The following is a 24,951-nucleotide window of genomic DNA, read 5'->3' on the forward strand; positions in this document are numbered from 1 at the left end:
TGCCGCATCACTCACTGAAACGTTTCGTCATCCCCAGTCCACGCCCATCCATTTCCAGGAGTCGAACGATGTCCTCCTCCCCCCTCAGCCGACGCTCCCTGATCAAGGCCGCTGCCCTCGCCGGCGGCGCCGCGGCGTTCGGTCTGCCGCAGGCCTTGTGGCCCGCCACCGCCCAGGCCTACAACGTCCCCTCGAAGCTGGACTGGTGGTACCAGGCCAGGTTCGGCATGTTCATCCACTTCGGGTCCTACTCCTACCGCGGCCACGGCGAGTGGGCGTTCTCCGCCGAGAACTGGAACAAGGCCGACTACCAGACCCAGGTGACCACCCCGTTCAACCCGAACAACTTCAACGCCGCCACCATCGCCGAACTGGCCAGGAACGCCGGCATGAAATACCTCGTGATCACCGCCAAGCACCACGAGGGCTATGCGATGTGGGACTCCGACGTCGCGGGCTTCACCGACACCACCGGCACCAAGCAGTACAACCTGCGCGACTACAACGGCTACCAGCCCGACCTGCTGGCCCAGCTGAAGACCGAGTGCGAGAAGCGGGGCATCAAGTTCGGGCTCTACTACTCGATCCTGGACTGGAGCCACCCCTCCCAGACCATCAACCGGGGCACCCTCTTCTCCGACATGTCGTCGCAGACCGCCCGCACCGCCTACATCAACGACATGAAGGCCCAGCTGCAGGAACTGCTGGACCGCTACGACCCGGCCCTCCTGTGGTTCGACGGCGACTGGTGCGCCAACCCGGCCGGCCCCACGCTCACCGACTGGTGGACCAAGGCCGACGGCGAGGACCTCTACAGCTGGCTGATGGCCCGCAAACCAGGACTCGTCATCAACGAACGTGTCAAGCGGGACCTCGGTCTGGGTGACTTCGCCTGCCCGGAGCAGACCGTGCCCGCCACGCCGCTGGACCGGCCGTGGGAGACCTGCGCCACCATGAACGGCCAGTGGGGCTACACCGACTGGGCCGAGGACAACTACAGGCCCGTGAAGGACATCGTCCAGGAGATGGTCACGGTCGTCTCCCGGGACGGCAACTACCTGCTCAACATCGGCCCCAAGGGTGACGGCACCGTGACCGCCGCGACGACGACGGTACTGGGCGGACTCGCCTCCTGGATGGCCACCCACGCCGACAGCATCCACGGCACCAGCGGCAGCCCCTTCGCAGGCGAGCCGTCCTGGGGCAGGATCACCAAGAAGAACGGCAAGCTCTTCGCCCACGTCTTCACGTGGCCGACGGGCGGCACCCTGCCGATCCCGGCGGTCCACAACACGATCAGCCGCGTCTACTTGATGAACAATCCATCGGTTTCGCTCTCCTACACGGCCAGCGGCGGCCAGATCAACGTCAGCGTGCCGCCCACAGCGCCCAGCGCGACCGACTCCGTGGTCTGCGTGGAGGTCAGCGGCATGCCGGCGGTCCTCGCGGGCGGCGTCTACCGGCTGGTCAGCGCTCACAACGGCAAGGCCCTCGACAACGCCAACACCACCACCGAGGGCGGCCAGGTCATCCAGTGGACCCCCAACGGAGGTTCCCCGCAGCAGTGGACGGTCACCGACCTGGGCCATGGCTACTACAAACTGCTCTGTGTCCGCAGCGGCAAGGCCCTCGACGACAACGGCAGCACCTCCGACGGCGCGGTGATGGTGCAGCGCACCGACAGCGGCGGTCAGGGACAGCAGTGGGCGGTCACCGCGCTGGGCGGGGGTGCGTTCCGGCTCACCAACCGGCACAGCGAAAAGGTGCTGGACAACTCCTACGCGAGCGGGGACGGAAACCCGGTCATCCAGTGGTCCGCCAACGGCGGCGCCGCGCAGAACTGGAACATGACCAAGATCGGCTGAGCGTCCTCGGGGTGGCGTGCCGAGGGCACGCCACCCCGGCGCGCTCGGGCTTGATGCGGACCTCAGACGGAGAAGGCGACGCGCGCGAGCCGCACCGGGCCGCGCAGTCCGAGTCGTCGGCGTACCAGGTTTGCGGGAGGCGGCCGGCGGGCGAGACGTCGCCGGCCAGCGTCCGGGCCAGGGCCGTGCCGGCCGCCTGGCCGCCTGGCCGCCGTGGGCCGTCCACAGCAGCGCCGGCACCTCCGCGTGATCGACCGCGTACGGCGCCGAGGTGAGCTTCGGGTCCTCCGAGTAGCCCTCCTCGTTGCGGCCCAACAGAGGGTGGTCCGATCTTCTCGTCGGGGGTGAGCCGCGACAGAAGGTCGTCGACGCGCTTCGCGACAGGCAGCTGAGGATCGCGGAAAGGTGGTGGTGTGTGCGGCGTGTGTGCGGACATCTGGGATCCCCCTGAGTGGAGCGATGAATGTATTCGAAGCGCTTCGATGCTCATCAGGCACCAGGGTGAGTGTCAAGAGATCAGCACCGTTACATCAAGCAGGGCAGACGAAGAGTCCCTGCCAGACCTCGGAAGAATCTCGGAAGCGACCCTTGTGCGCCCCTGGGTGTTCCCTTAACCTCGCTGCAACATCGAAGCGCTTCGACTGCCAATCGCGTCGCAGTCGTTTTGGATGACCGCTTCAGCTCCGTCAGTTCCAGTCACGACACCGCAGCCGACGGCCCACCGCCGGGTGTCCAGGTGCGCCATGAAGGGTTGACGCAATGACGCCGAATGCCGCCTCCTCCGGACCGAGCCGGAGAAGCTTTCTCGCCTCCACGGCGATCGCCACCGCAGCGGTGGCCGGGGGGATGCCGCTGCTCACCGCCTGCGGCGGTTCGGGCAGCGGGTCGCCAGAGGGGACCACGGCGGGCAAGGGCGCCGACAAGCTGCTCCCGACATACGTCGCCAGCACGGTCGCCAAGCCGGACCTTCCGTCGAAGAACGGTTCGTCGGACGGCTACATCGCCAAGGTCGACCTCGCGGCCCTCGCCACCTCGGTCCCGGACAAGCTCGGCACCGGCGCTCCCCTCAAGGTCATGTCCCCGCTTTGGGGCACCCCGCCGAAGGCCGGGTGCGCGTACTACGAGGCGGTCGACGCGGCGGCGGGCACCAAGGTCACCTGGCAGAACCAGGACGGCATCACCTACGGCGAGAAGCTCGGCGCCGTCCTCGCCTCCAACTCCGTACCCGACATGGTGGTCGTGGCCAACTGGCATCTGGTCGGCAAGATCGCGAACGCGGTCACCGCGAAGTTCATGGACCTCGGCCCCTACCTGGCGGGCGACAAGGTCAAGAAGTACCCGAACCTGGCCGCGATTCCGTCCGACGCCTGGCGCATGGGCATCTTCGGCGGCGCGCTGCGCGGTATTCCGATGTCCGCCGCCCCCGCGAGCTTCATCGTGCCCTACTACCGCAAGGACCTCTTCGACAAGAACGGCTGGTCCGTACCCAAGTCGGCCGACGAGTTCCTCAGCTGGGCCAAGGACGCCACCAGTGCCAAGGCCAAGGTGTGGGCCTGCGGTGACATGAGCTGGGTCTCGGGGAGCATCTTCGGCGCCTGTCCCAAATGGAACATCGATGACGACGGCAAGCTGAGGTACGCCATCGAGCGGCCCGAATACCTCGAAGCCCTGGAGTGGACCCGCAAGCTGTTCGACGCCGGCGTGGTCCATCCCGACGACAGCGCGCGCTCCGGCGACGCGGGCCAGCGCTTCACCGCCGGACAGATCCTGGTCTTCAACGGAGACATGTCCGCCTGGTACCAGAAGGCAGCCGAACAGGCCCAGGCCAACCCGGGCTTCCAGATCGACGCCATGGACATCTTCGGAGCCGACGGCGGCAACCCGACGCTGTGGGCGTCCTCGCCCGCCACCCTCTGGTCGCTGATCCGCAAGGGCGCCTCGAAGGAGACCGTGGAGAACGCGCTGGCCGCCGCCAACTTCTCGGCAGCGCCCTACGGCACCAAGGAGCGGATGCTCGTCGACTACGGCGTCGAGGGCACGCACTACACGGTCAAGGACGGCGCCCCCGTCAAGAACGACCAGGGCAACTCCGAGGTGATCAACGCCTGGTCGATGCTTGCGGCCCCGGCTCCCTACTTCGCCCACCCCGACTTCCCCGATGTCGCCCGCAAGCAGGTCGAGTGGCAGCAGCGGATGGGGACCTTCATGAAGAAGACGTCCACGTACGGCATGACCATCGTCGAGCCGACCCGCTACGCCAACATCGCCAGCCAGCATGAGCAACTGCAGATCGACTACGTGCGGGGTAACAAGAAGCTTTCCGACGTGCAGGCCGCCATCTCCACCTGGAGGTCCTCCGGCGGCGACGAGCTGCGCGACTGGTACAAGGAACTCCTCGACAAGAACGGCAGCGGCAACTGATGTCCATCACGGCCGGGAGCCGGCCCGACGGGACCCGTGCCGCCGCGGCCGTCGAGGAGCCGACGGTCGCGGTCGCCACCGCCGCGGCGAAGGCACGGGCGCCGCGCGGGACGAGCACGGCCGGCAAGGTTCCCTGGCGGATCCGGCTGCGCCGCGACCGCACGCTCATCCTGATGACGGTGCCCGTCATCGTGCTGCTGTTGCTCTTCAACTACGGCCCGCTGCTCGGCAACATCGTCGCCTTCCAGGACTACGACCCGTACCACTCCAGCAACGGCATCACGGCGATCTTCCACAGTCCCTGGGCCGGCGTGGAGCAGTTCGCGCGGATGCTCGACGACCCGCTGTTCTGGAGCGCCACGAAGAACACCCTCGTGCTGTTCGTGCTCCAACTGGTGCTCTTCTTCCCGATCCCCATCGCTCTCGCGCTGCTCATCAACAGCGTGATCCGGCCCCGGGTGCGGGCCGTGGCGCAGGCGATCATGTATCTGCCGCACTTCTTCTCCTGGGTCCTCGTGGTCACCGTCTTCCAGCAGATCCTCGGCGGCGCGGGCATCCTCGCGCAGACCCTGGAGCAGCACGGGTGGAGCGGCTTCGATCTGATGACCGACGCGGACCTCTTCAAGTATCTGGTCACCGCGCAGGCCGTGTGGAAGGACGCAGGCTGGGGGATCATCGTCTTCCTCGCGGCCCTGTCCGCCGTCAGCACCGACCTGTACGAGGCCGCCGCCATGGACGGCGCGGGGCGCTGGCGACGCATGTGGCATGTGACGCTGCCCGCGCTGCGCCCGGTGATCGCGCTGCTGCTGGTCCTGCGGGTGGGCGACGCGCTGAGCGTCGGATTCGAGCAGTTCCTGCTCCAGCGGGACGCGGTCGGCGCGGGGGTCAGCGAGGTCCTCGACACGTACGTGTGGAACATGGGCATCCAGAACGGCGACTTCAGCTACGCGGCCGCGGTCGGTCTGGCCAAGGGACTCATCGGAATCTGTCTTGTCCTGGGCGCGAACAAGTTCGCGCACCTGCTGGGCGAGCAGGGGGTGTACAAGAAATGAGCCTCAACACGCAGCTCATCCGCAGCCTCAAGGCTCCCGCCCGCCCCGCGTGGGAGGAACCGCCGAACAAGGCAGGACTCACCGCCAAGAGCGGCTTCCTCCTGCTCTGCTGCCTGGGGGTGCTCGGTCCGCTGTGGATCGTGATCATCACCAGCCTCTCTCCCAAATCCGTGATCGACCGGGTCGGCGGCCTCGTCGTGATCCCCCAGGGCATCACCTTCGTCAATTACACCGAACTGCTCAGCGGAGGCCAGGTCAGCCGGGCGATCACGGTCTCGGTCGGTGTCACGCTCTTCGGCACGCTGTTCTCGATGACGGTGTCGGTGCTGGCCGCCTACGGCCTGTCGCGGCCAGGGAGTCTGGGCCATCGGTTCTTCCTGATGACCATGATGGCGACCATGTTCTTCGGGGCCGGGCTCATTCCGACGTACCTTCTGGTGCAGTCGCTGGGCCTCACCGACTCCTACCTGTCGCTGGTCCTGCCGAGCGCGGTCAGTATCTTCAACATCCTCGTCCTGCGAGCCTTCTTCATGGGGATCTCACCCGAACTCACCGAGTCGGCACGCATCGACGGGGCCAGTGACCTGCGCATCCTGCTGACCATCATCATGCCGCTGTCGCGCGCGGTGCTGGCCGTCATCTCGCTGTTCTACGCGGTCGGCTACTGGAGTGCCTGGTTCAACGCCTCCATCTACCTCACCGACCAGGAGATGATGCCACTGCAGAACGTGCTCATCCAACTGGTCCAGAAGAACACCGAGGCGCCGACCGGCCTCCAGCAGGCGGTCCGCACCGGACAACTCTCCTCGCTGGGGCTGCAGATGGCCGTCATGGTCCTCGCGCTGATCCCCGTCGCGGTTGCCTCCCCCTTCGTCCAGCGGCACTTCAAGAAGGGCATGCTCACCGGAGCCGTCAAGGGCTGAAGCCCCTTTGGTCCGAGTCCCGCCGCAGTGCGCAGCTCGACTTCCCCTTCGCAAGGACCGAGGTATGTCATGAGCACGTCTCACCTCAGCAGACGCTCCGTTCTCTCCGGGGAGCCCGTCTGATGCCCGGCCTGAGCGATACGACACGAGGCCGTCTGCTCTTCGGCGGCGACTACAACCCGGAGCAGTGGCCCGAGGAGACCTGGCACGAGGACGTACGGCTGATGAAGGCGGCCGGGGTCAACTCGGTCACCCTCGGAGTCTTCTCCTGGTCGACGCTGGAACCGGAGCCGGGCGCCCGGGAGTACGGCCGGCTGGACACGCTGATGGACCTGATGCACGAGAACGGCATCGGGGTCGTCCTCGCCACCCCGACCTCCTCGCCCCCGCCCTGGATGGGCCGGCTGCACCCGGACACGCTGCCCGTCACCGAGGACGGCCGCACCGAGTGGTGGGGCGGCCGGCAGCACTTCTCGCACTCCAGCGCCACCTACCGGCGCTACGCCGCCGCCATCACCGAGGACCTCGCCGCCCGCTACGGCGGCCACCCGGCCCTGACGATGTGGCACGTCAACAACGAGTACTGCACCTTCGACTACGGCGACGAGGCCGCGGCCGCCCTCCGCCGCTGGCTGCGCGAGAAGTACGGCACCCTCGACGACCTCAACGAGGCCTGGGGCACCGCCTTCTGGAGCCAGGGCTACGACACCTGGGAAGGCATCCTGCCGCCCCGCCTGCCCCACTACACGCGCAACCCCACCCAGGTGCTGGACTTCCGGCGCTTCACCTCCGACATGCTCCTGGAGTGCTACGTCGCCGAGCGGGACATCGTTCGCCGCTACACCCCGCACCTGCCGGTCACCAGCAACTTCATGCCGCTGTGGATCGGCCAGGACGCCTGGCGCTGGGCCGAGGAGGAGGACGTCGTCTCCGTCGACATCTACCCGGATCCGCGCGACCCGCTGGGCGCCCAGAGCGGCGCCCTCGTCCAGGACATGACCCGCTCCCAGGCGCGCGGGCCGTGGATGCTCATGGAGCAGGCCGCCGGACCCGTCAACTGGCGGGGCGTGAACCATCCCAAGCCCCGGGGTCTGGGCCGGCTCTGGTCCCTGCAGGCCGTGGCCCGGGGCGCCGACGCCGTCTGCTACTTCCAGTGGCGGCAGTCCCGGCAGGGCGCGGAGAAGTTCCACTCCGGCATGGTCAGCCATGCCGGGGAGGAGGGCCGGACCTACCAGGAGGTCAAGCGGCTCGGCGCGGAGCTGGAGCGGATCGCCGCCGAGGTGACCGGCCGCAACATCACCACGGACATCGCGGTCCTGCACGACTGGCACGCCTGGTGGGCCGGCGCCCAGGACGGCCGCCCGTCCAACCAGGTGGACTACCCGGACATCCTGCGCGCCTGGCACCGAGCCCTCTGGCAGGCGCACTTCACCACCGACTTCGCCCATCCCGAGCACGACCTGACGCCGTACTCCGTGGTCATCGTGCCGCAGCTGTACGCGCTCACCGACGCGGCGATCGACAATCTCCTCGCCCATGTCCGCCGGGGCGGCACCCTCGTCTGCGGCTTCCAGACCGGCGTCGCCGACCAGGACGACCGGGTCCGCGCCGGCGGCATGGATCTCCGGCTGCGCGAGCTGTTCGGCATCCGCACCCTGCACGAGTGGTGGCCGCTGGACGCGGGGGAGACCGTTACCTGCGAGGGCTTCAGGGCGTCCCTGTGGTCCGAGGAGCTGGAGGCCGACGGCACCGCCGAGGAGACCGTGCCGTACAAAGGCGGTGAACTCGACGGCCTGCCCGCCGTCCTGCGCAAGGGCCGGGCCTGGTACGTCTCCACGCTCCCGGAGCCGGAGGCGCTGCGCGACCTGCTGGCCCGGATCGCCGACGGCGCGGGCGTCCGGCCGGTGCTCGACGGCCTTCCCGAGCAGGTCGAGGCCGTTCAGCGGGGCGAGGCGCTGTTCGTGCTCAACCACGGCCGCGAGCCGGTGACCGTCGAGGTGCCCGGCATCCACCACGACCTCCTGACGGGAACGGCCGTCACCGACCGGGTGACCCTCGGCCGCTACGGCGTGGCGGTGCTCCGGCAGTGACCGCGATCAACGGGCCCGTCCACGGCACCTGGGAGCCGCACCCGGCCGCCCGCCGGGAGGACCACGCCGCCCTCCTGCCCGTGCTGCCGCCGTCCCTCCCGGCGGGCCGGCTCACGGGCGTACGAAGTCAGGACTTCTTCCGGCGACGCTCAGCCGATCGATCCCCTCGCCGGAGAGGACCACGTCCTCAATCAGGAGGCGCGGTTGTGCCCCCACTTTTCCCCCCACCCATGGAAGGGACACCATGGCCAAAAGCACGATACGCAAGATCACCACGGCGGTACTGGCCCCGGCGACGGCTCTCGGTGCCATCGTCGGCCTGGCCGCCGCCCCCGCTTCGGCAGCAGTCTGGAACTCCTGCGACCGATGGGGCAGCGCCGGCCTGGACGGCTACAAGCTCTACAACAACGTCTGGGGCTCCGGCACAGGAAGCCAGTGCGTCTGGGCCAACTCGGGGACCGGCTGGGGTGTCTGGGCCAACCACCCCAACACCGGCGGCATCAAGTCCTACCCCAACTCAACGAAAACGATCAACAAGACGATCGACTCCCTCGGCTGGCTCACCAGCAACTACAACGTCAGCGTCCCGTCGTCCGGCGCGTACAACACGTCGTACGACATCTGGGACACCGACCACCAGTACGAGATCACGCTCTGGGTCAACTCCAACGGAGCGGTCGGCCCGATCGGCACCTGGCAGGCCAACGTCACGCTCGGCGGCCACAACTGGAACGTCTACAAGGGCACCAACGGGTCGAACCAGGTGTTCTCGTTCCTGCGGACGTCCGACTCCAACTCCGGCACCGTGGACATCAAGCCGATCCTCAACTGGATCGCGTACACCAAGGGCTGGATGCCCGGCAACGAGACGATCGGCGACGTCCAGTTCGGCTATGAGATCACCTCGTCGTCCGGCGGCCTCGACTTCACCACCAACAACCTGACCATCACCGGCGGCTGAGCCGACATCAGGGCCGAGGTCGGTCCGCGTCCTTGGGGCGCGGTCGACCTCGGCCCCGCTGCTGTCGGGGTCAGGAGGTGGTTGAGGGCGCCGGCCCTGTACTCTCCCGAACCGTCAACTCGGGTGCGAGGAGCACGACTTCGTCGGTGCCGCAGCCGTCGAGCTTGGCGACCAGACGCTCCACCGCGTGCCGGCCCATCTCCTGCGCGGGGATGGAGACCGACGTCAGCCGCACCGAGGCCTGTACGGCCACCTGGTCCGGGCAGATCGCGACCACCGACACGTCCTCGGGCACGGCGCGGCCCTGGCGGCGCAGCAGGGCGAGCAGCGGCTCGACCGCCTGCTCGTTCTGCACGACGAACCCGGAGGTGTCCGGGCGCTCGTCGAGGATGCGGGCGAGGGTGACGGCCATCGCGTCGTAGCCGCCCCCGCACGGCCGGTGCAGCACCCTGATGTCCAACTCCCGTGCCTTGGAGCGGAGTCCGTCGAGGGTGCGCTCGGCGAAGCCGGTGTGCCGTTCGTAGACCGCGGGGGCCTCGCCGATGACGGCGATGTCGCGGTGGCCGAGCATCGCCAGATGCTCGACGCACAACGCGCCGGTCGCCTTGAAGTCGAGGTCGACGCAGGTCAGCCCCGAGGTGTCGGCGGGCAGTCCGATCAGCACGGACGGCTGGTCGGTGCCGCGCAGCAACGGCAGGCGCTCATCGTCGAGTTCGACATCCATCAGGATCATCGCGTCGGCGAGTCCGCTGCCGGTGACGCGGCGGACGGCGTCGGGGCCCTCCTCGCCGGTCAGTAGCAGCACGTCGTACCCGTGCGTCCGGGCCGTCGTGGCGACCGCGATGGCGATCTCCATCATCACCGGCACGTACATGTCGGTGCGCAGCGGAACCATCAGCGCGATGATGTTCGACCTGCTGCTGGCCAGGGCGCGCGCGCCCGCGTTCGGGTGGTATCCCAGGTCGCGGATGCTCTGCTCGACCCGCAGCCGGGTGGTCATGGAGATGGACCGCTTGCCGCTGAGGACATAGCTCACCGTGCTCGCCGACACTCCGGCGTGCTGGGCGACCTCGGCGAGGGTTACCATCCAGCTCTCCCAGTTGTGAAGCGCTTCGACGTGCGCGCGTATCATTTATGTGTAGTAGACCCTGATCCTAGCGTCAGGCTGGCCGCGTGTCCATCAATGCGTCGAAGCGCTTCGACACTCTCTGGACGGCTGACACCAGGGCCCACCCCATGACGGCGGGTGAGCCGTCCTGCCGACTTGCCCTGGCCGCCCGGGGGAGCGGGCGGCCAGAGCGAGGGCGCGGCAGGTCAGGAGACCGTGCCGGTGACCGAGTTTCCGGCCTTGGTGACGTGGTAGGTGACGGTGGTGCCGCTGTAGAAGTGGAAGATCAGCGTCGCCGGTTCACCGTCGCGGAGCGCGTTGAGGAACTGGGGCGTCAGGATGATCGTGCCGTTCGGGTAGTCCGGTGAGAACGCCCTGTTGAACTCCTGGAACGGAGTCCAGTCCGTCTGGCCGGCGTTGGTGCCGTCGGCGTACGTGGCGTGCATGGTCGCCAGGTCGTTACCCCGGTACTGGGTGGGGACGGTGAACGAGTCGGTGGTGCCGGTGGCGTCCGACAGCGCCGGAACGTCGTTGGTGACGATGTCGATGTTCCAGGGCAGCCCACGGGTGAACCGGGCCTGGAGCGTCGAGTTGACGCCGTAGGCGCGGTTGCCGACCAGGCGGGTCAGGGCCTTGGCGGTGAAGGTCAGCTGGTTGCCGGAGACGGTGTAGTCCTGTCCCGCGGCCAGCTTGGTGCTGCCCTGCCACACCCCTCGGAAGCTGGTGCCGTTGAGGTTCAGGGTGAGGGACTTGGCGGTGACCGGGCTGGACTTCGGCACGAAGACCTTGTCGAAGGAGGCCGTACCCGAGCGGGTGGTCCAGCTCGACTTGATCCAGGCGAACAGGGCCGGGTCACGCCACTGGAGGGTGTCGCGGTTCAGGTAGGCGAAGGGGTCCCACAGGGCGGTGGTGATGCCGTACTTGCGCGCCCCGTGGCCCACGTGCTCGAAGTACTTCAGCGCCTCGCCCCGCTCGACGCGGGAGGGGCTGAAGTGATTGGGCCAGTCGAGCAGACCGTACTCGCCGAGATAGAGCGGGATGCCCTTGGCGACGAAGGTGCGGTGCATGCCGGCGAAGGAGTCCTCCAGGTGCTTCTGCGCGACGTCGTCGTACAGGGTGCCGCCCGCGACGTTCACGCTGAACGGGTACCAGCTGTAGAAGTGCACGGTCGCGACCAGCTGACGGTCGTTCAGCGCGCTGATCGTGGCGTACAGGTCGTCCATGAGGGGCTGGTCGCCGCTGCCGGCCTGCGTGGTCAGGACGAGCAGGCGGTTCGTGTTCACGCCGCCCGAGGAACGGACGATGGAGTGGAAGGAGACCTGAAGCTCGTGCAGGAACTGGGTCCTCTGCGCTGCCGTGGCGTTGTCGAACTGCGGCTCGTTGATGCCCTCGAAGAGCAGGGAGCGCGGCCGGTCCCGGAACGCCGCGGAGATCTGGTTCCAGGTGGAGTTGAAGCGGGCGACCACGTTGTCGTGGTCGGTGGACATCTTCGAGGCCCACAGCCACGAGTCGTGGTGGACGTTGAGCACGACGTACAGGCCGCTGGCCAGCGCCCAGTCGACGAGCTGCTTGACACGGGCCATGTACGGGGCGTCGATGGTGTACGGCGCGGTGGCGGACTGGTGGCCGCTCCAGGTCACCGGGATACGGACGCTGCGGAACCCCTGCGCGGCGATGGTGTCGAACGTCGCCTTGGTGGTCTGCCCGTTGCCCCAGGACCCCTCGTCCGGAATGGCGTCCAGGGTGTTGCCCAGGTTCCAGCTGGGCTGCATCCGCGCGACGGCGTCCACGGGGTTGTCCGGAACCCAGACCACCGGCCACGACGGCTTCCGGTGGCCATCGGGCGCGGCCAGCGCGGTGCCGCCGGTCAGCCCCAGCATGACGACCAGCGTCAGCAGCAGGGCGGCGAGGCGGCCTGGGCCCCGGCTGCGGTGCTGCGCGGCGTGTCGTATGTCCTTCATGTGTCATGCCTTTCCGTCGGTCGTACGGGTGGAGGGGGCCTGGTTCAGCCGTCGAGGGGCTCGTAGTCGAACCAGTCGAAGTGGACGGAGCCTTCCGCGGCGTACATGCCGATGACGCGGCCGGTGAAGCCGCCGGCGACCTCGGTCGACAGGTAGCGGCCGTCCAGGGTCGCGAACTCGGTGTACGTGCCGTCGGGCTGCTCGACGCCGAAGGAGACGACGTCGGGTCCGGTGCGCGGTCCGTGCGGCGACGGCGGCTGCGCGATCGTGACGGCGAGGACCACCGGCCCGGCGGGCACGGACCGTGCGGCCACGACCGTGCGCAGGGAGCCGACGCGCGCGATGACCCGTACCTCCGTGCCGGACACCTCGATCGCGTAGTGGTGCTGCTCGTCGAGCCGGACGGCAAGGCCGCCGCGCCCTGTCGTCGGGTCGGCCAGGGTCCGTGCCCGGCACGCGAGGTGCTGCTGGCGTCGGCCGGTGAACACCACGTCGGGTTCGTCGAGGGAGCTGCCCCGCGCGCGGAGGGTCAGCCAGCTGGGGCGCTCCTCGGTGGTGCAGTGTTCGGCGGGCCGATCGCGCGGGGAGATCCAGGACGGTCGCAGTTCGGCGAGCTCGAAGTCGTCCCGCTGCTCCTCTACAGGGCTGGGGGAGAGCGGCCACGGGAGCTCGGGCAGGTCCAGGGCGACCTCGCCGACGACCGGCCAGTCGTCCACCCAGGTCACGGGGGCCAGGAAGGTCTCCCGGCCGAGCACGTGCCAGCCCGGCGTGCCGCCGCCCGGCCGGACGCCGAGCAGGACCATCCACCAGGAGCCGTCGGGGCCTTGGACCAGATCGGCGTGCCCGGTGTTCTGGACGGGGTGGTCGGTGCCGCGGTGGGTGAGGATCGGGTTGGCCGGGCACGGCTCGAACGGGCCGGCAGGCGTACGGCCGCGGGCGATCGACACGGCGTGGCCGCGTTCGGTGCCGCCCTCGGCGATGAGCAGGTACCAGTAGTCGCCGATCCGGTACAGGTGCGGCGCCTCCGGGGCCTTGGCGCCGGGCCCGCCGGACCAGACTCTGTGCGGTGTTCCGTACGTCTGCCCGGTGGACGGGTCGATACGGAGCTGCGAGCCCCCGGCGACCGTGCACCAGCAGGTGCCGTCCTCGTCCCAGACCAGGTCGGGATCGATGCCGGGGACACCCGGCGCCCAGACGGGGTCCGACCACGGTCCGGCGGGGTCGGTGGCCGTGACGATCAGGTTGCCGCCGCCCTCGCTGCAGTTGGTGACGATCAACCAGAAGCGGCCGTCGTGGTGGCGCAGGGTGGGGGCGTAGATCCCGCCGGAGGACGGCATGGAGGCGGGCAGACGCAGTTGGTCAGGGCGGTCCAGGGCGTTGCCGATCTGCGTCCAGTGCACCAGGTCGCGGCTGTGGAAGAGGGGTACGCCGGGGAAGTACTCGAAGCTGGAGCAGGCCAGGTAGTAGTCGTCGCCGACACGGCAGACGCTGGGGTCGGGGTGGAAGCCGGGGATCACGGGGTTGGCGGAGCGTCCGTCCGGCTGGCGCAGCGGGGGCACCCGATGGTCCTCTCGTCGATTCGTGATGCGGGGTGGGGTGGTTCAGGGCCTGTGTCAGGGAGCGCCGGGGTCCGTGGGGGTGATGCGGAGCAGGACCGCGGACGGCGCGGTGGGCAGGGTCAGGCTCAGCTCGGCCATGTCGGCATCCAGGCGGAAACGGCCCGACCGACCGAGGGGTAGAGCAGGTCGACACGGGCAGCGGTGCCCCGTAGCCGGGGCAGGTGAAGCGTCGCCGTGGCGTCGGTTCCGGGGGCGGCGCCAGGCGGTGAGGTAGGTGATGGCGGGAGTGTGCAGGGCCAGGGCGATCCAGGGGTCGTCCCAGGCGGGAAGGCCACAGCGCCGCGTAGGCCGCCTTGTCCCGCTCTTCGCACTCCCAGCGCCAGCCCCCGCCGTTGTGCTCGATCTGCCGCACCCAGGTGCGGCCGGTACGCCGGTCCGTCAGGCCGCCCATGGGGAGGCGTCCGCAACTGGACCAGGTGCCCTGTCCATTGAGGGCGAAGCCGGCTCTGCCGTGCCCGTTGGCCACCCGTCCGCCGTGGGCAGGTGTGGTCAGGCGCATCGGCTGTCGCTGCCGGCGGCATTCGGCGAGCCAGTCGTGCTCCGCCCACAGCAGGTCCGCGGCGTCGATGGCCGCCGGATCCTGGGATGTCAGGCAGCCCACCGCGAGCGAGCTGACCGACTCCAGGTGCGGCGCGGCCCGCCCTTCGTTGCGCAGGGTCACCTCGCCGCGGAGCACGGGGATGCCGTCCGGTGATCGGTAGGTCACCTCCGCGACCAGCCCGGTTTCCGGATCGTGGAGGTGGACGGTCAGTGTGTGCCAGTCCCCGTCGTGGGTCGCGCGGTGGCTCCGGTGGCGCAGACGCCCGCCGAGGTCGGTCCCGATCAGGCGGTCGCCCGACCAGCCACGGCCGTGACCCGCGGCCGTCACCTCCACCAGGGGCAAGGATGCACCGGGGATGCTCCGCCGCTTCGCCGGGCAGTCCGAGGTGCGTGAGGCGCGGGCTGCAGTCGTCATCGAGGGCGATCGCGAGGTGAAGGGCCTCGTGCCCCCAGTGGAAGGGCCCTTGTTCCTTGGCCATGGCGGCCCTTTCGAGATCAGTGCCCGCGCAGAACCGCGCAACCGCCGGGCGGCAGTTCGTGCGCGAGGGCATCGGTGAGCAGGTCGTGGGCGGGTTCCGGCAAGGGCACGGCCTCGGGGGTGTGGTTGAGTAGGACCTGCCAGCGGCGGCCGTCGGGTGCGTGCCGGGTGACGGCTTCGACACCGGCCGGCAGGCCCGGCACGTCCGGTTCGACACCGGCCTCCTTCAGCAGGCGGCCGACCAGGGCGGCGTAGTCGGCGTCGTCCAGGCGGGTGGAGAGGTACCAGCCCTGTCCGATGCCGGAGCGGTGCCGGGTGAGGGCGGGGCTGCCCGTGAGCATGCCGTGGGTGTAGGTGGCGAGCGTCTCCGCGCCCTCGGTGCGAAGGGACTCGCTCCAGACCGTGCCGTGCGACCCGTCCGACAGGGTGATGCGTTCATCCGTCCGCAGCGGCCGGTGCTCCTCGACGCGGATGCCCAGCACCTCGCGCAGCGGGCCCGCGGGATAGCCGCCCAGCCGGGCGTGCATGCGGTCGTCCACGAATCCGCTCGCGTGCTGGACGAGGAGCGTACCGCCGCCCTCGACGTAACGGCGCAGGTTCTCGGCGCCCTTGTCGGACAGCAGGAACAAGGACGGGGCGATGACCAGCCGGTAGCTGCTCAACTCGTGCTCCGGGTGGGCGAAGTCGGCCGTGACCCCCGCGTCCCACAGCGCCCGGTGCGCCTCGGCGAGCGGCGCGTGGTAGTCCAGCCGGGCGGAGGGCAGGCCGTCCACCTCCAGCGCCCACATGGCGTCCGGGTCGTCGAGTACGGCGACCGGCGCGGTGACCGTGGATCCCGCCAGCTCGCCGAGCCGGGCGACCGCCTCGCCGGTCCGGGTGACCTCACGGAAGATACGGCTGTCGGGACCCGCGTGCGGCAGCATCGCCGAGTGCCAGGTCTCGGCACCGGCCCGGGACTGGCGCCACTGGAAGAAGAGCGCCCCCTCCGAACCGCGCGCGATGTGGCCGAGGCTGTGGCGCAGGATCTCGCCGGGCTCCTTGCCGAGCACCTGGTCGCCGTCGTAGAGGGTGTTGGTGCCCTGTTCCATCAGCAGCCACGGGCGGCCGCCGGCCAGGGAGCGGGAGCGGTCGGCGTAGAAGGCGACGTGGGCGGAGGAGTCCAGGCCCGGCTCGGACGGATACTGGTCGGAGGTGACGACGTCGAGTTCGCGTGCGAAGGCCCACAGGTTGAGCCTCAGGTAGTAGGGCAGCATCAGGTTCGTCGTCACCGGGCGGTCGCTGTGCGCGCGGATCGCGTCGCGCTGTTCGCAGTACGCGGCGATGATCTCGTCGCCCCAGAAGCGGTGGAAGTCCACTGTCTGGCCGGGGTTCTTGTGGTACTGCGTCGCGCGCGGCGGCAGCACCTGCTCCCAGGACGTGTAGCGCTGGCTCCAAAAGGCCGTTCCCCAGGCCTCGTTGAGGACGTCCAGTGAGCCGTGGCGGGCACGCAGCCACACCCGGAACGCGGCGGCCGCGTGGTCGCACCAGCAGAGCGTGCCGTACTCGTTGTGCACGTGCCACAGAGCGAGGGCGGGGTGCTCGCCGTACCGCTCGGCGAGCGCGGAGGCGATCCGGCGGGCCGCGCTGCGGTAGGCGGGGGAGGCGAGGCAGTACGTGTCGCGGCTGCCGTGGACGAGGCGGGTGCCGTCGGCCCGGACCGCCAGCGCATCGGAGTGGGCCAGGGTGAACCAGGGCGGCGGGGAAGCGGTCGGGGTGGCCAGGTCGACGGCCACGCCGTTCGCGTGCAGGCGGTCGATGTGGGCGTCGAGCCAGGTGAAGTCGTAGCGCCCCTCCTCCGGTTCGAGCAGGGCCCACGAGAAGACGCCCACCGTGGCCAGGTTGACCCTGGCCCGGCTCATGAGCTCGTCGTCCTCCTTCCAGACCGGCTCGTCCCACTGCTCGGGGTTGTAGTCCCCGCCGAAGGCCAGGCCACCCAGGCGGTCGGTGATGCTGCGAGTCGTCATGACGGTTCCTCGGGTACGGAGAGTCGAGTCGTGCTCCGACGGAGCGTCAGAACCGATGGAAGCAGCACTCGGCGACGGTCTTCCTGCGGCGACGTCGAAGCGCTTCACCTCAGGCGACAAAAAGTAACGGACAAGTTTCGTATGAAACAAGGGCCTCTGCCGCGAGAGTGACTTCCACTGGCCCATTGACGGCATGTCAGGACTGGTGGTGGCGTCGAAGCGTTTCGACGCACATGCTTCGACGCGAGCCGTACGGCCACGCGCCGATTGACGTTTTTCCAGGACCGGATCCCGGAAGGGGCTCAGGTCCCGGGAGCGGGGTCATCCGGCGGTCAGAGCGGTCCACTTCTGGTTGGAGCCGCCGTGGCAGTCCCACAGGTGGAGCTGCGTGCCGTCGGCCGTGGAGAAGCCCGGATCGTCGAGGCAGCGACCGGAGGCGGGGTTGCGGTAGCCGCCGTTGTAGGGCTGCCAGACCTGGTTGACGCCGCCGTGGCAGGCCCAGATCTGCACCTTGGTGCCGTTGGCGGTGCCCCCGCCGGCGGCGTCGAGGCACTTGCCGGTGACGCCGGACTCCACGTGTGCGGCGGCGGGGGCCGGGTTCCTCAGCCACCCGGCGCCGTCCGCGGCCTGGATGCCGCGGTGGAAGGCGTCTGCCGTCTTCTGGTAGCCCGTGTCGTTGGGATGCAGGGTGTCGGCCAGGTCGCTCGTGGTCAGGCTGCTCATGTCCACGTACGCGACGTGCTTGCCCGCGGCCTGTGCCTCGCTCACGATTCGGGGGATGGCCTGGTTGTACGCGGCCCTGTACTGCTCCTCCGAGCCGCTGGTGGACACGACCAGGGAGGCCACGAGGACGGTCGCGTCGGGGGCTGCGGCGGTGATCTGGTTGACCAGCGACTTCAGCCGGGCGGTGGCGGTGGCGGGCTGGTAGCTCCCGTTGAGGTCGTTGGTGCCGATCTTCAGCGTCACGACGTTGGGCCGGTAGCGGGTCAGCGAGGCGTCGGCGAGTGCGGCGATCTGGTCGATGCGGTATCCGGAGTGGCCTTCGTTGTCGAGGTCGGACATCGAACCGCCCCGCAACGTGCCGACGAAGTCCAGCGGATGGCCGTCCCCCGCAAGCTTGTCCCACAACGGACCCCGGTAGCCGTTGCCCGTACTGCTCCCCACACCCCAGGTGATCGAGTCGCCCAACGGCATGACCCGCAAGGGCGTGGTCGAGGCGGCGGAGGCAGGGGGCACACCAACGGCTGCCACCCCGAGCGTGGCAGCGACAAGAGTGATGAGTGGTAGAAACCGAGGCTGTCTCATGCGGGCGCCCTCTGCTGCGAGTGATTGCTCAATCAACTGGACCGAACGCCGTTCCGTCAGCGGTCCGGCCTGTGGGGTGCGTGGGTGCGCGATGGTGGTTCGGGCGGTCAGCAAGAGGAGTTGGTCTGGGTGAGCAGGCCCATCCGCCAGGGCAGGTGGATGTAGTCGGTCTCGGCTTTGGGGTCTATGCCCTGGTAGACGTACTGCAGCCGGCGCGGATTGATGGTCAGGGTCTGGTCGTTGCCATCGCGGACCATCTCGCCGTGACTGATGTCCTCGGTCCAGACGCCGCCCGGGAAGGCAACGTTGTTGCGGCTGGCGAAGGGTTCGTTCTCCGTGGCGGCCAGGGGGGTCCAGCTGCCGGTGAGGCTGGTCGAGGTGAAGGAGCGGAAGTAGCGCCGGCCCGAGGAGTTGCTGATGGCCTCCTGGAGCAGCAGGTACTGATTGCTGCCGGCGACCTTGTACACGTTGGTCGCCTCGAACAGGTTGTTCTTCGTGTCCGACAGCACCATCTGGGTGTTCCCCAAGCCGTTCGGGAAGTTCGCCAGGCTGGTCTGGGCGCGGTAGATGTGCCCGTTGTCGTCACTGAAGAACAGGTGGCAGTTGGTGGTGTCACAGATGACCCAGAAGTCGATCCAGGTGCCCTTGCCCTTGTTGTCCTTGACGATCTGCGGCTCCTCGGACATGAGGAGGCGGGGTGCGGACCACGAGTGCGGGTCGGCCGGGTTGGTGCTGGTGGAGTAGGTGGGCGGACCGGTCTGGTAGACCATGTACCAGAGGTTCTGCGGCGCGAAGTAGAACACCTGGGGCGCGGCCCGGTAGCCGGTACTTCCGCTCGTTCACGGCCACCAGTCTGGACGGCTCATGGACGCCCCAGGCCGCGACCGAGAGCAACCCCTTCGCCGGCAAAGCCAACAGTGGCGCCACCTGGACCAACGACATCAGCCATGGCGAACTGATCCGCACCAGTGCCGATCAGACCTTCACCGTCGATCCCTGCAATCTGCAATTCCTCTACCAGGGGCGCAACCCCAACTCCGGCGGCGACTACGGCCAATGGCCCTACCGGCCGGGTCTGCTGACACTGCAGCGCTAACGACCGAGCTCCTCCAGGTCGGTGGGGTAGGGCACGGTGATAGTGAGGGTCGCGGGGACCAGCGTCCAGCGGGGATCGTGAGGATCGATCTCAGGAGTCACGTCGCCGAGCTTACGAACTTGGGAGCCTCAGAACGACGAACCGAGACGACGCCCAACGAGGGTCGCTGACCTGCGGAATCTCACGACCGCTTCATAAGTGCAGCCGATATGAAGCGGTCGTGATCGTCGCCCCCGTGACGACATTTGTACAAGACCGAGGGCCGGCAGCCCAGGCATCCTCCCGTGTATGGGTATCTACGACAGTAAGCATGTGCACGGGATGCACGGGATGCACGTGGTCCACGACGGCCCGCGGGAGGCGCCGCCGCTAGTGCTCATCCACGGATCGGGGGCCTCGGGCAGCTCCTGGGGCCCGGTGGTGCCGGCACTGGCCAGCCGGAATCACGTCATCCGGATCGACCTCCCGGGCCACGGTCAGTCCCCGCCCGCGCCGTCGTACGACGTGCCTGAGCAGGCAGCCAGCCTCGCCGCGGCGCTCGATGAGCTCGGCCTTCGTCCGGTCACCGTGGCCGGGCACTCCAGCGGCGGATACATCGCCACCGCCCTCGCCGAACAGCGCCCGGACCTGGTGGGTTCGCTCGCACTGATCAGCAGTGGCCCGAGTCCCGACGCGCTCCTTCCGCAGCCCGTCCTCCTTCGGGTCCTGATCGACCCGCCGCTCGGCCCACTTCTATGGAGAGTCCGTTCCGACGGGATGATCCGCCGGGGGGTGACCGCGGTGTGCAACCGCCCGGTGGACGTCCCGGACGAACTGGTCGCCGACGTACGGGGCATCGGCTACCGCACGTTCAGGACGGTGCTGCGCCAAAACGGCGCGTACATCGCCGAGAGGAGCGTACCCGCGCGCCTGACCGCACTCGACGTCCCGGTTCTGGTGATCTTCGGCGCCGCCGACCCCCGCTGGGAGCCGTCTTCGGCGCACGACTACGACACGGTGCCGAACGCGCGAGTCGAGCGGCTGCCCGACGTCGGGCACTTCCCCATGCTCGAAGCGCCGGAGGCGACCGGCGAGTTGCTGCTGCGCTTCGCAGCGAACGGGCCGCTGACACCCATCGCCTAGCCTGGTGCTGTGAAGTCCACCGAATCACCACCTGACTGGGCGTCGGTGGAGGTCGCCGTGCCCCGGCAGCCGGGCCGGCTGCCGGGGGTCAGCATGGCTGGGTTCCGCCAACGTGCTCCGGCACCCGTGGATATCGCCATGGTCGCGCACCCCTCGGTCACTCTGTTCGTGGACCTGAGCGACGGAGACAGCCTTGTCTACGACGCCCACGGCCGGCGCGAATGCGGCAGCACGGTCGTTGGACTGGTACCGGGCGACCTTCGGCTCGGAGGCCGGGCGGCCGGGGGGATCGAGTGCCTCCAGATCCGGTTGTCGCCGGTCCTGGCGGTTGCGGTGCTCGGCGCATCGACCGACCTCAGCGGGACGGTGGTCTCCCTGGAGGATGTCTGGGGCCGCGACGCCGGGCGAGCCGAGGAAAGGCTGCGGGCCGCCGCGTCGTGGGACGAGCGGTTCACGATCGCAGCGGATGCCCTTGGCCGACGGATGAGCGCCCGCCCGTCGCTTGATCCAGAGGTGGCCGCTGCCTGGTGGCTGATGCTCACCAGCCGGGGACGGGTGCGCGTCGACAGCCTGGCGAACGAGGTGGGATGGAGCCGTAAGCGCCTGTGGTCCCGCTTCCGGTCCCAGATCGGCCTCACCCCCAAGCACGCCGCCCGGCTGGTGCGCTTCGACCACGCCGCCCATCTCCTCGCGGCGGGTAACGCCGCCGCCCACGTGGCGGCCGCAAGCGGCTACGTCGACCAGGCCCACCTCCACCGCGAGGTCAAAGCGTTCACCGGGATGACACCCACCGCCGTAGCCGCTGCGCCGTGGCTCGCCATCGATGACGTCGCGTGGCCGACTTCGTTCGCGGACCTGACACCGTCGACGTCTCCGATCCGTCAGGTTCCGGCGAAGTGAGCTGAGGTCCTCGGCTGGTTCCCCGCACGCCGCCCCGGTACCGATGGCGAAGGGTGGGTGCTCGCCGTCACGGGCTCGGCCACCGTCCCCGGATATCGCATCAGCTTCGATACCGAGACCCGCCCAGGTCGTCGCCGCAGCCGCAGCCGCAGCCGCAGCCGCAGCCGCAGCCGCAGCCGTGGCCGAGGTCATGGCCACCTCCGAGCCCGTGCGCTTGCTCTGACCGGCCCCGGACGCTGCTGCTCGGCACCAACGCCCTGCCCGACCTGATGACGATGAAGGAGAACACCTTGGACCCGGAGCTCACGGTCGGCGAGATCATCGACCGTCTATCCGCCTTCGACCGCAACGCTCCCCTGCGACTGGCCATCAACCGTTCTTCCCGATGGAGCACACGGTGGGAGGCGTCGTCGGCACCGTAGACACACAGGGCCGGCCCGTTGTCTTCCTCGCGGAACGAGGCGAGCAGCTCGGCCCCCTACCCCAGCCTGTGGCCGTGGACCTGACCTGGCACGATTCGGTCGAAGCCCCGTCCCGCAGGCGTCGAAGCGCCACCGGCAACCAGTGACCCGTTGCGCATCGCCCTGGAGGCGCCCCTGAACTCCCGCTCCTCCCGCTACCCGTCCGCCCCCGACCACAGCACGTTCTACTGGGTCACCCCCCGCCACCTCGCCGGTGACGACGGCGTCCTCGCCGACCGGATCTCCGACACGCTCGCCGAGTCCGGCTGGACGAGCTGGACGACCGCCCGTAGCACCTGCTCCTGCTGAGCCCGAACGGGCTGTGCGGCGCCGAGTGGATTCGCACTGACAACGCCTTCCTCCTCGGAGGCCTGCCCGTGGCTGGCAGATCTCCGCCCGCACGCGGCGCAACAGTGGCCTGGCGGAGTGGAAGGCCTACTTCACCCCCGGCACCCCGCACGAGGCCGTCGCAGACTTCGTGCTCGCCGTCGAGGCCCGCACCGATCCCGCCGTCAACTACGCCGGCCCCGAGGCCGTCCTGACAGCGCTGTCCGGCATGGGCTGGCCCCGCGACTTCGACCACCCGGACACCACCGCCTGGGATCCCGGCCTGTCAGCGGGCTTCACCTGGGGGCCGCTGCCCGCCGACATCCAGGACGGTGACCCGCGCCCGGACTTGGTGGGCTGGCAGGCATGGGCCGAGCCGGTTCTCAGCGCCCCCTACCTGTGGTGCGCGACCTTCAGCGCCAGCGTCCCGCACGACCTGGTCGCGAGCTTCGCCGCTTCGATCGCCTCGCCGGCCCCGGTCCGGCGCCGCCTTCTGCCCGAACTCGCCATGGAACGCCTCACCGTCAGACTTCCCAGCTGACCAACCCGCCGCCCCATCCCGATTCGGGCTGCCGTCCGGCACACTCCATGCCAGACAGCGGGCCGATTTGGCATGCCCGCACCCCTCGCCGCTCAGGAGGCCCTTTGTCCCACGCCCTGATCCGACTTTCCATCGGCCGCACCAACGGCGTCGCCCACTACGGCGTGATGCTCCGGAACGACGGGCCTCTGACGGCGTGCGCCACGCACTCACCCGTCCTCGCCCCGATCGGCGAACACACAGCCCATCACACCTGCCAGAACTGCGCGCGGCCCTACTGGCCCTGACGACAGGTTGCTACATCGCCGGCCGCAAGCAGCTCTGACCGACGCCACCGCGTCCAAAGGTAGTGAGCCCCGTTGCCGGGGCTCACTTGTGCCGCTAGTGCGGCCAGGCCGGGAGGCGGTCAGGTATCCCGTACGTGGTCATGCCCATCGGTCACGGTGATTCGCGCAGGAACAGGGCTCCGCAGCTGTGACAGATCGGCACCTTGCCCGTGCCCCAATCGTCGGTGGATCGCGTCGTCGCGGCTGGACTCAACTCGCGGCCACACATGGCCGTCGTGTCTTCCTGGCGTACTACGTGCCAGTTCTTGACCTTGGCATCGGGATCTCGGGGCGCGTTGCCGTCGGCGTATTCCGCTCGAAGTTCGTGCTCCACGTGGGGATCTCCTGTCTCTGGTCATGGGCTGGAGGACCGCACCTCCGGTCAGGGAGGCAAGATCACAAGCACTCTACGAGCGGCGGTCTTTGGGCGACGTGCGGGACGCCGTACTCGTCCTTCGTGCCGTCCTTCAGTGGATGTGGACTGCGAGATACAGGTCGCTACGGTTTCCCTCATTGTCTGGGTATCCCATTCCTGGCAGTACGAGGAACGTGCCCGAGCTGATGTCCGGTGCGAAGGTGATGGTGACTGACTGGGGTGTACCCGGGACGTGACCGGAGCCTGAGCATGATCGGCAAAGCCTCTTAGTGGTCATTCCCCGTCCGCTGCAGGCGGAACACGTCTCATGTACGTTCGCCAGGAGAGCTATGGGTCCGCCTGACGCGGCTGCCGCGTGGCTAAGGCGCAGTTCCTGGATGGCGGGGCCCTCATCGACGGGCACTCCGTTAAAGGCGTCTTTCAACCGTCCCCATAACGGCGAGCGCGGGGGTGCGGGGACGATCTCGAGAAACGTTGGCCTGTGCGCGGACTCGGCGTGAGGATCGACGAGCCGGGTGTTCTGGGGCGTCTTTAGGCGTAGGACGTGCTCCGCGGCTGCGGCGATGTCAGCGAGGATTGCGGCGGGAAGCCAGGCATGCGCCGGGTCAGGGGCAGGGATTTCCCGGAGAGCAGCGCTCAGGGGTGGGCGCCGATACGGATTCTTGTCGAGAAGTGCTGCCAGCAAGTCGGCGATGTGGGGGGAAAGGCCTGCGAGATCTGGCGGCTCGTGAACGGACCGGTATTGCACCTGCTCCCAGCGTCCCTGTCCGAAGGGGTGCCGCCCAGTCGCCGCATAGGCAAGGACTGCTCCGAAGGCGAAGAGATCAGCGCGCTCGTCCGCTGTCGCGGTGGTGAGGTACTCGGGTGCCATGTATCCGATCGTGCCGACGGCTTGGCCCACGTTGGTCAGGGCACTGTCGTTGTGTGTGCGGGCGATGCCAAAGTCGATCAGGCGTGGACCCGTGTGCGACAGCAGGACGTTGGCAGGTTTCAGATCTCGGTGAACCGTGCCAGCCTCGTGAACGGTGTGCAGAGCGGTTCCCAGCCGGTGAGCTATACCTGCCCAAGCGGGCGTTCCCAATGGGCCGTGCCGGATGACCGCGTCAGCAAGCGTGGGGCCCGCGATGTATTCGGTAGCCAGCCATGGCTGGGCCGCATCCGTGTCTGCAGCAACGATCTTGACCAGTCCCGGTCCCGTCATTCCTTGCGCGACGCGAACTTCGCGCATGAACCGGCGGCGGAACTCGCTGTCGCTCGCGTACTGGGGGCGCACCACTTTGAGAGCGACCACGTCGCCCTGCGGCCCGCGACCGATGTAAACCACACCCATTCCACCTTGACCAAGCCGGCCCAGGAGCTGGTAGCCGCCGAGCTCCACTGGGTCATCCATCAGTAGCTGCTGCACTCGTCCCCCGTCTACATTGGCCCACGCAGCATGCCACCCGCTGGTGTCCGCTTGGGCAAGCGACTTTGCGG

The 24,951-nt window shown here is 68.9% G+C and carries 18 protein-coding genes and 4 pseudogenes; 13 read left to right on the forward strand and 9 right to left on the reverse strand.

Translation table 11 applies throughout. The annotated features are described in order from the left end of the window. Positions 1-68 precede the first annotated feature (68 nt). Positions 69-1,865 (forward strand): alpha-L-fucosidase, encoded by a 1,797-nt coding sequence (locus ACWDYJ_RS06005; protein WP_451564252.1) that lies wholly within the window; start codon positions 69-71, stop codon positions 1,863-1,865. Between the two features lie 106 nt (positions 1,866-1,971). On the opposite strand, the pseudogene ACWDYJ_RS06010 reads toward ACWDYJ_RS06005, so the two are convergent. Then, positions 1,972-2,141, reverse strand: a pseudogene (locus ACWDYJ_RS06010) (glycoside hydrolase family 3 C-terminal domain-containing protein); the annotation flags it as partial. 483 nt (positions 2,142-2,624) lie between these two features. Between ACWDYJ_RS06010 and ACWDYJ_RS06015 the strand changes: the two are divergent. From ACWDYJ_RS06015 to ACWDYJ_RS06035, 5 genes are all read left to right on the forward strand, one after another. Continuing rightward, a complete protein-coding gene (locus tag ACWDYJ_RS06015) occupies positions 2,625-4,286 on the forward strand; it encodes a Tat pathway signal sequence domain protein (protein WP_451564253.1) in 1,662 nt (553 codons plus the stop codon). Next, positions 4,286-5,338, forward strand: coding sequence for an ABC transporter permease (locus tag ACWDYJ_RS06020; RefSeq protein ID WP_451564254.1), 1,053 nt, complete (start codon positions 4,286-4,288; stop codon positions 5,336-5,338). Before ACWDYJ_RS06015 ends, ACWDYJ_RS06020 begins: the two co-directional genes overlap by 1 nt. After that, the gene (locus tag ACWDYJ_RS06025) at positions 5,335-6,261 is read left to right on the forward strand and encodes a carbohydrate ABC transporter permease (RefSeq protein WP_451564255.1); all 927 of its coding nucleotides are present in this window, start codon (positions 5,335-5,337) and stop codon (positions 6,259-6,261) included. The genes ACWDYJ_RS06020 and ACWDYJ_RS06025 overlap by 4 nt, the downstream gene beginning before the upstream one ends. 122 nt (positions 6,262-6,383) lie before the next feature. Continuing rightward, complete coding sequence (locus ACWDYJ_RS06030; protein ID WP_451564256.1) at positions 6,384-8,351, forward strand: beta-galactosidase; 1,968 nt, start codon at positions 6,384-6,386, stop codon at positions 8,349-8,351. A 244-nt stretch (positions 8,352-8,595) separates the two neighbouring features. Next, the gene (locus tag ACWDYJ_RS06035) at positions 8,596-9,312 is read left to right on the forward strand and encodes a glycoside hydrolase family 12 protein (protein ID WP_451564257.1); all 717 of its coding nucleotides are present in this window, start codon (positions 8,596-8,598) and stop codon (positions 9,310-9,312) included. Positions 9,313-9,382: 70 nt separating this feature from the next. Here the strand turns inward: ACWDYJ_RS06035 and ACWDYJ_RS06040 are convergent, their stop codons facing one another. The 6 genes from ACWDYJ_RS06040 to ACWDYJ_RS06065 all read right to left on the reverse strand — a co-directional run bounded on the left by ACWDYJ_RS06040 (position 9,383) and on the right by ACWDYJ_RS06065 (position 19,129). Beyond that, entirely contained in the window at positions 9,383-10,399 is a 1,017-nt protein-coding gene (locus ACWDYJ_RS06040) for a LacI family DNA-binding transcriptional regulator (RefSeq protein ID WP_451564258.1), read from the reverse strand. A gap of 227 nt (positions 10,400-10,626) precedes the next feature. Further along, positions 10,627-12,381, reverse strand: coding sequence for a cellulase family glycosylhydrolase (locus tag ACWDYJ_RS06045; RefSeq protein ID WP_451564259.1), 1,755 nt, complete (start codon positions 12,379-12,381; stop codon positions 10,627-10,629). A gap of 44 nt (positions 12,382-12,425) precedes the next feature. Beyond that, positions 12,426-13,940, reverse strand: coding sequence for a glycoside hydrolase family 43 protein (locus tag ACWDYJ_RS06050; RefSeq protein ID WP_451564260.1), 1,515 nt, complete (start codon positions 13,938-13,940; stop codon positions 12,426-12,428). A 1,095-nt stretch (positions 13,941-15,035) separates the two neighbouring features. After that, positions 15,036-17,021, reverse strand: coding sequence for a beta-galactosidase (locus ACWDYJ_RS06055; RefSeq protein ID WP_451564261.1), 1,986 nt, complete (start codon positions 17,019-17,021; stop codon positions 15,036-15,038). A gap of 321 nt (positions 17,022-17,342) precedes the next feature. Then, the gene (locus tag ACWDYJ_RS06060) at positions 17,343-18,326 is read right to left on the reverse strand and encodes a GDSL-type esterase/lipase family protein (protein WP_451564262.1); all 984 of its coding nucleotides are present in this window, start codon (positions 18,324-18,326) and stop codon (positions 17,343-17,345) included. Between the two features lie 107 nt (positions 18,327-18,433). After that, entirely contained in the window at positions 18,434-19,129 is a 696-nt protein-coding gene (locus tag ACWDYJ_RS06065; protein WP_451564263.1) for a non-reducing end alpha-L-arabinofuranosidase family hydrolase, read from the reverse strand. 20 nt (positions 19,130-19,149) lie between these two features. Here ACWDYJ_RS06065 and ACWDYJ_RS06070 point away from each other — a divergent pair. From ACWDYJ_RS06070 to ACWDYJ_RS06100, 7 genes and pseudogenes are all read left to right on the forward strand, one after another. Next, a pseudogene (locus ACWDYJ_RS06070) lies at positions 19,150-19,422 on the forward strand (non-reducing end alpha-L-arabinofuranosidase family hydrolase); the annotation flags it as partial. Positions 19,423-19,710: 288 nt separating this feature from the next. Further along, complete coding sequence (locus ACWDYJ_RS06075) at positions 19,711-20,544, forward strand: alpha/beta fold hydrolase (RefSeq protein ID WP_451564264.1); 834 nt, start codon at positions 19,711-19,713, stop codon at positions 20,542-20,544. A 9-nt stretch (positions 20,545-20,553) separates the two neighbouring features. After that, the gene (locus ACWDYJ_RS06080) at positions 20,554-21,444 is read left to right on the forward strand and encodes a helix-turn-helix domain-containing protein (protein ID WP_451564265.1); all 891 of its coding nucleotides are present in this window, start codon (positions 20,554-20,556) and stop codon (positions 21,442-21,444) included. Between the two features lie 9 nt (positions 21,445-21,453). Continuing rightward, positions 21,454-21,667: pseudogene (locus ACWDYJ_RS06085) on the forward strand (DUF317 domain-containing protein); the annotation flags it as partial. A 349-nt stretch (positions 21,668-22,016) separates the two neighbouring features. Continuing rightward, complete coding sequence (locus ACWDYJ_RS06090; protein WP_451564266.1) at positions 22,017-22,214, forward strand: hypothetical protein; 198 nt, start codon at positions 22,017-22,019, stop codon at positions 22,212-22,214. Positions 22,215-22,293: 79 nt separating this feature from the next. Continuing rightward, positions 22,294-22,356, forward strand: a pseudogene (locus ACWDYJ_RS06095) (hypothetical protein); the annotation flags it as partial. Between the two features lie 27 nt (positions 22,357-22,383). After that, the gene (locus ACWDYJ_RS06100; RefSeq protein ID WP_451564267.1) at positions 22,384-22,773 is read left to right on the forward strand and encodes a DUF317 domain-containing protein; all 390 of its coding nucleotides are present in this window, start codon (positions 22,384-22,386) and stop codon (positions 22,771-22,773) included. 438 nt (positions 22,774-23,211) lie between these two features. Here ACWDYJ_RS06100 and ACWDYJ_RS06105 read toward each other — a convergent pair whose 3' ends face one another. Continuing rightward, the gene (locus ACWDYJ_RS06105; RefSeq protein WP_451564268.1) at positions 23,212-23,433 is read right to left on the reverse strand and encodes a hypothetical protein; all 222 of its coding nucleotides are present in this window, start codon (positions 23,431-23,433) and stop codon (positions 23,212-23,214) included. Between the two features lie 133 nt (positions 23,434-23,566). After that, the gene (locus ACWDYJ_RS06110; RefSeq protein WP_451564269.1) at positions 23,567-24,880 is read right to left on the reverse strand and encodes a protein kinase domain-containing protein; all 1,314 of its coding nucleotides are present in this window, start codon (positions 24,878-24,880) and stop codon (positions 23,567-23,569) included. Between the last annotated feature and the right edge of the window lie 71 nt (positions 24,881-24,951).

Source organism: Streptomyces sp. NPDC003042 (assembly GCF_053591315.1).

Coding starts and splice junctions, on each gene's coding strand:
- ACWDYJ_RS06005 (WP_451564252.1), top strand. CDS start 69: ATGTCCTCCTCCCCCCTCAGCCGACGCTCCCTGATCAAGGCCGCTGCC.
- ACWDYJ_RS06015 (WP_451564253.1), top strand. CDS start 2,625: ATGACGCCGAATGCCGCCTCCTCCGGACCGAGCCGGAGAAGCTTTCTC.
- ACWDYJ_RS06020 (WP_451564254.1), top strand. CDS start 4,286: ATGTCCATCACGGCCGGGAGCCGGCCCGACGGGACCCGTGCCGCCGCG.
- ACWDYJ_RS06025 (WP_451564255.1), top strand. CDS start 5,335: ATGAGCCTCAACACGCAGCTCATCCGCAGCCTCAAGGCTCCCGCCCGC.
- ACWDYJ_RS06030 (WP_451564256.1), top strand. CDS start 6,384: ATGCCCGGCCTGAGCGATACGACACGAGGCCGTCTGCTCTTCGGCGGC.
- ACWDYJ_RS06035 (WP_451564257.1), top strand. CDS start 8,596: ATGGCCAAAAGCACGATACGCAAGATCACCACGGCGGTACTGGCCCCG.
- ACWDYJ_RS06040 (WP_451564258.1), bottom strand. CDS start 10,399: ATGGTAACCCTCGCCGAGGTCGCCCAGCACGCCGGAGTGTCGGCGAGC.
- ACWDYJ_RS06045 (WP_451564259.1), bottom strand. CDS start 12,381: ATGAAGGACATACGACACGCCGCGCAGCACCGCAGCCGGGGCCCAGGC.
- ACWDYJ_RS06055 (WP_451564261.1), bottom strand. CDS start 17,021: ATGACGACTCGCAGCATCACCGACCGCCTGGGTGGCCTGGCCTTCGGC.
- ACWDYJ_RS06060 (WP_451564262.1), bottom strand. CDS start 18,326: ATGAGACAGCCTCGGTTTCTACCACTCATCACTCTTGTCGCTGCCACG.
- ACWDYJ_RS06075 (WP_451564264.1), top strand. CDS start 19,711: ATGGGTATCTACGACAGTAAGCATGTGCACGGGATGCACGGGATGCAC.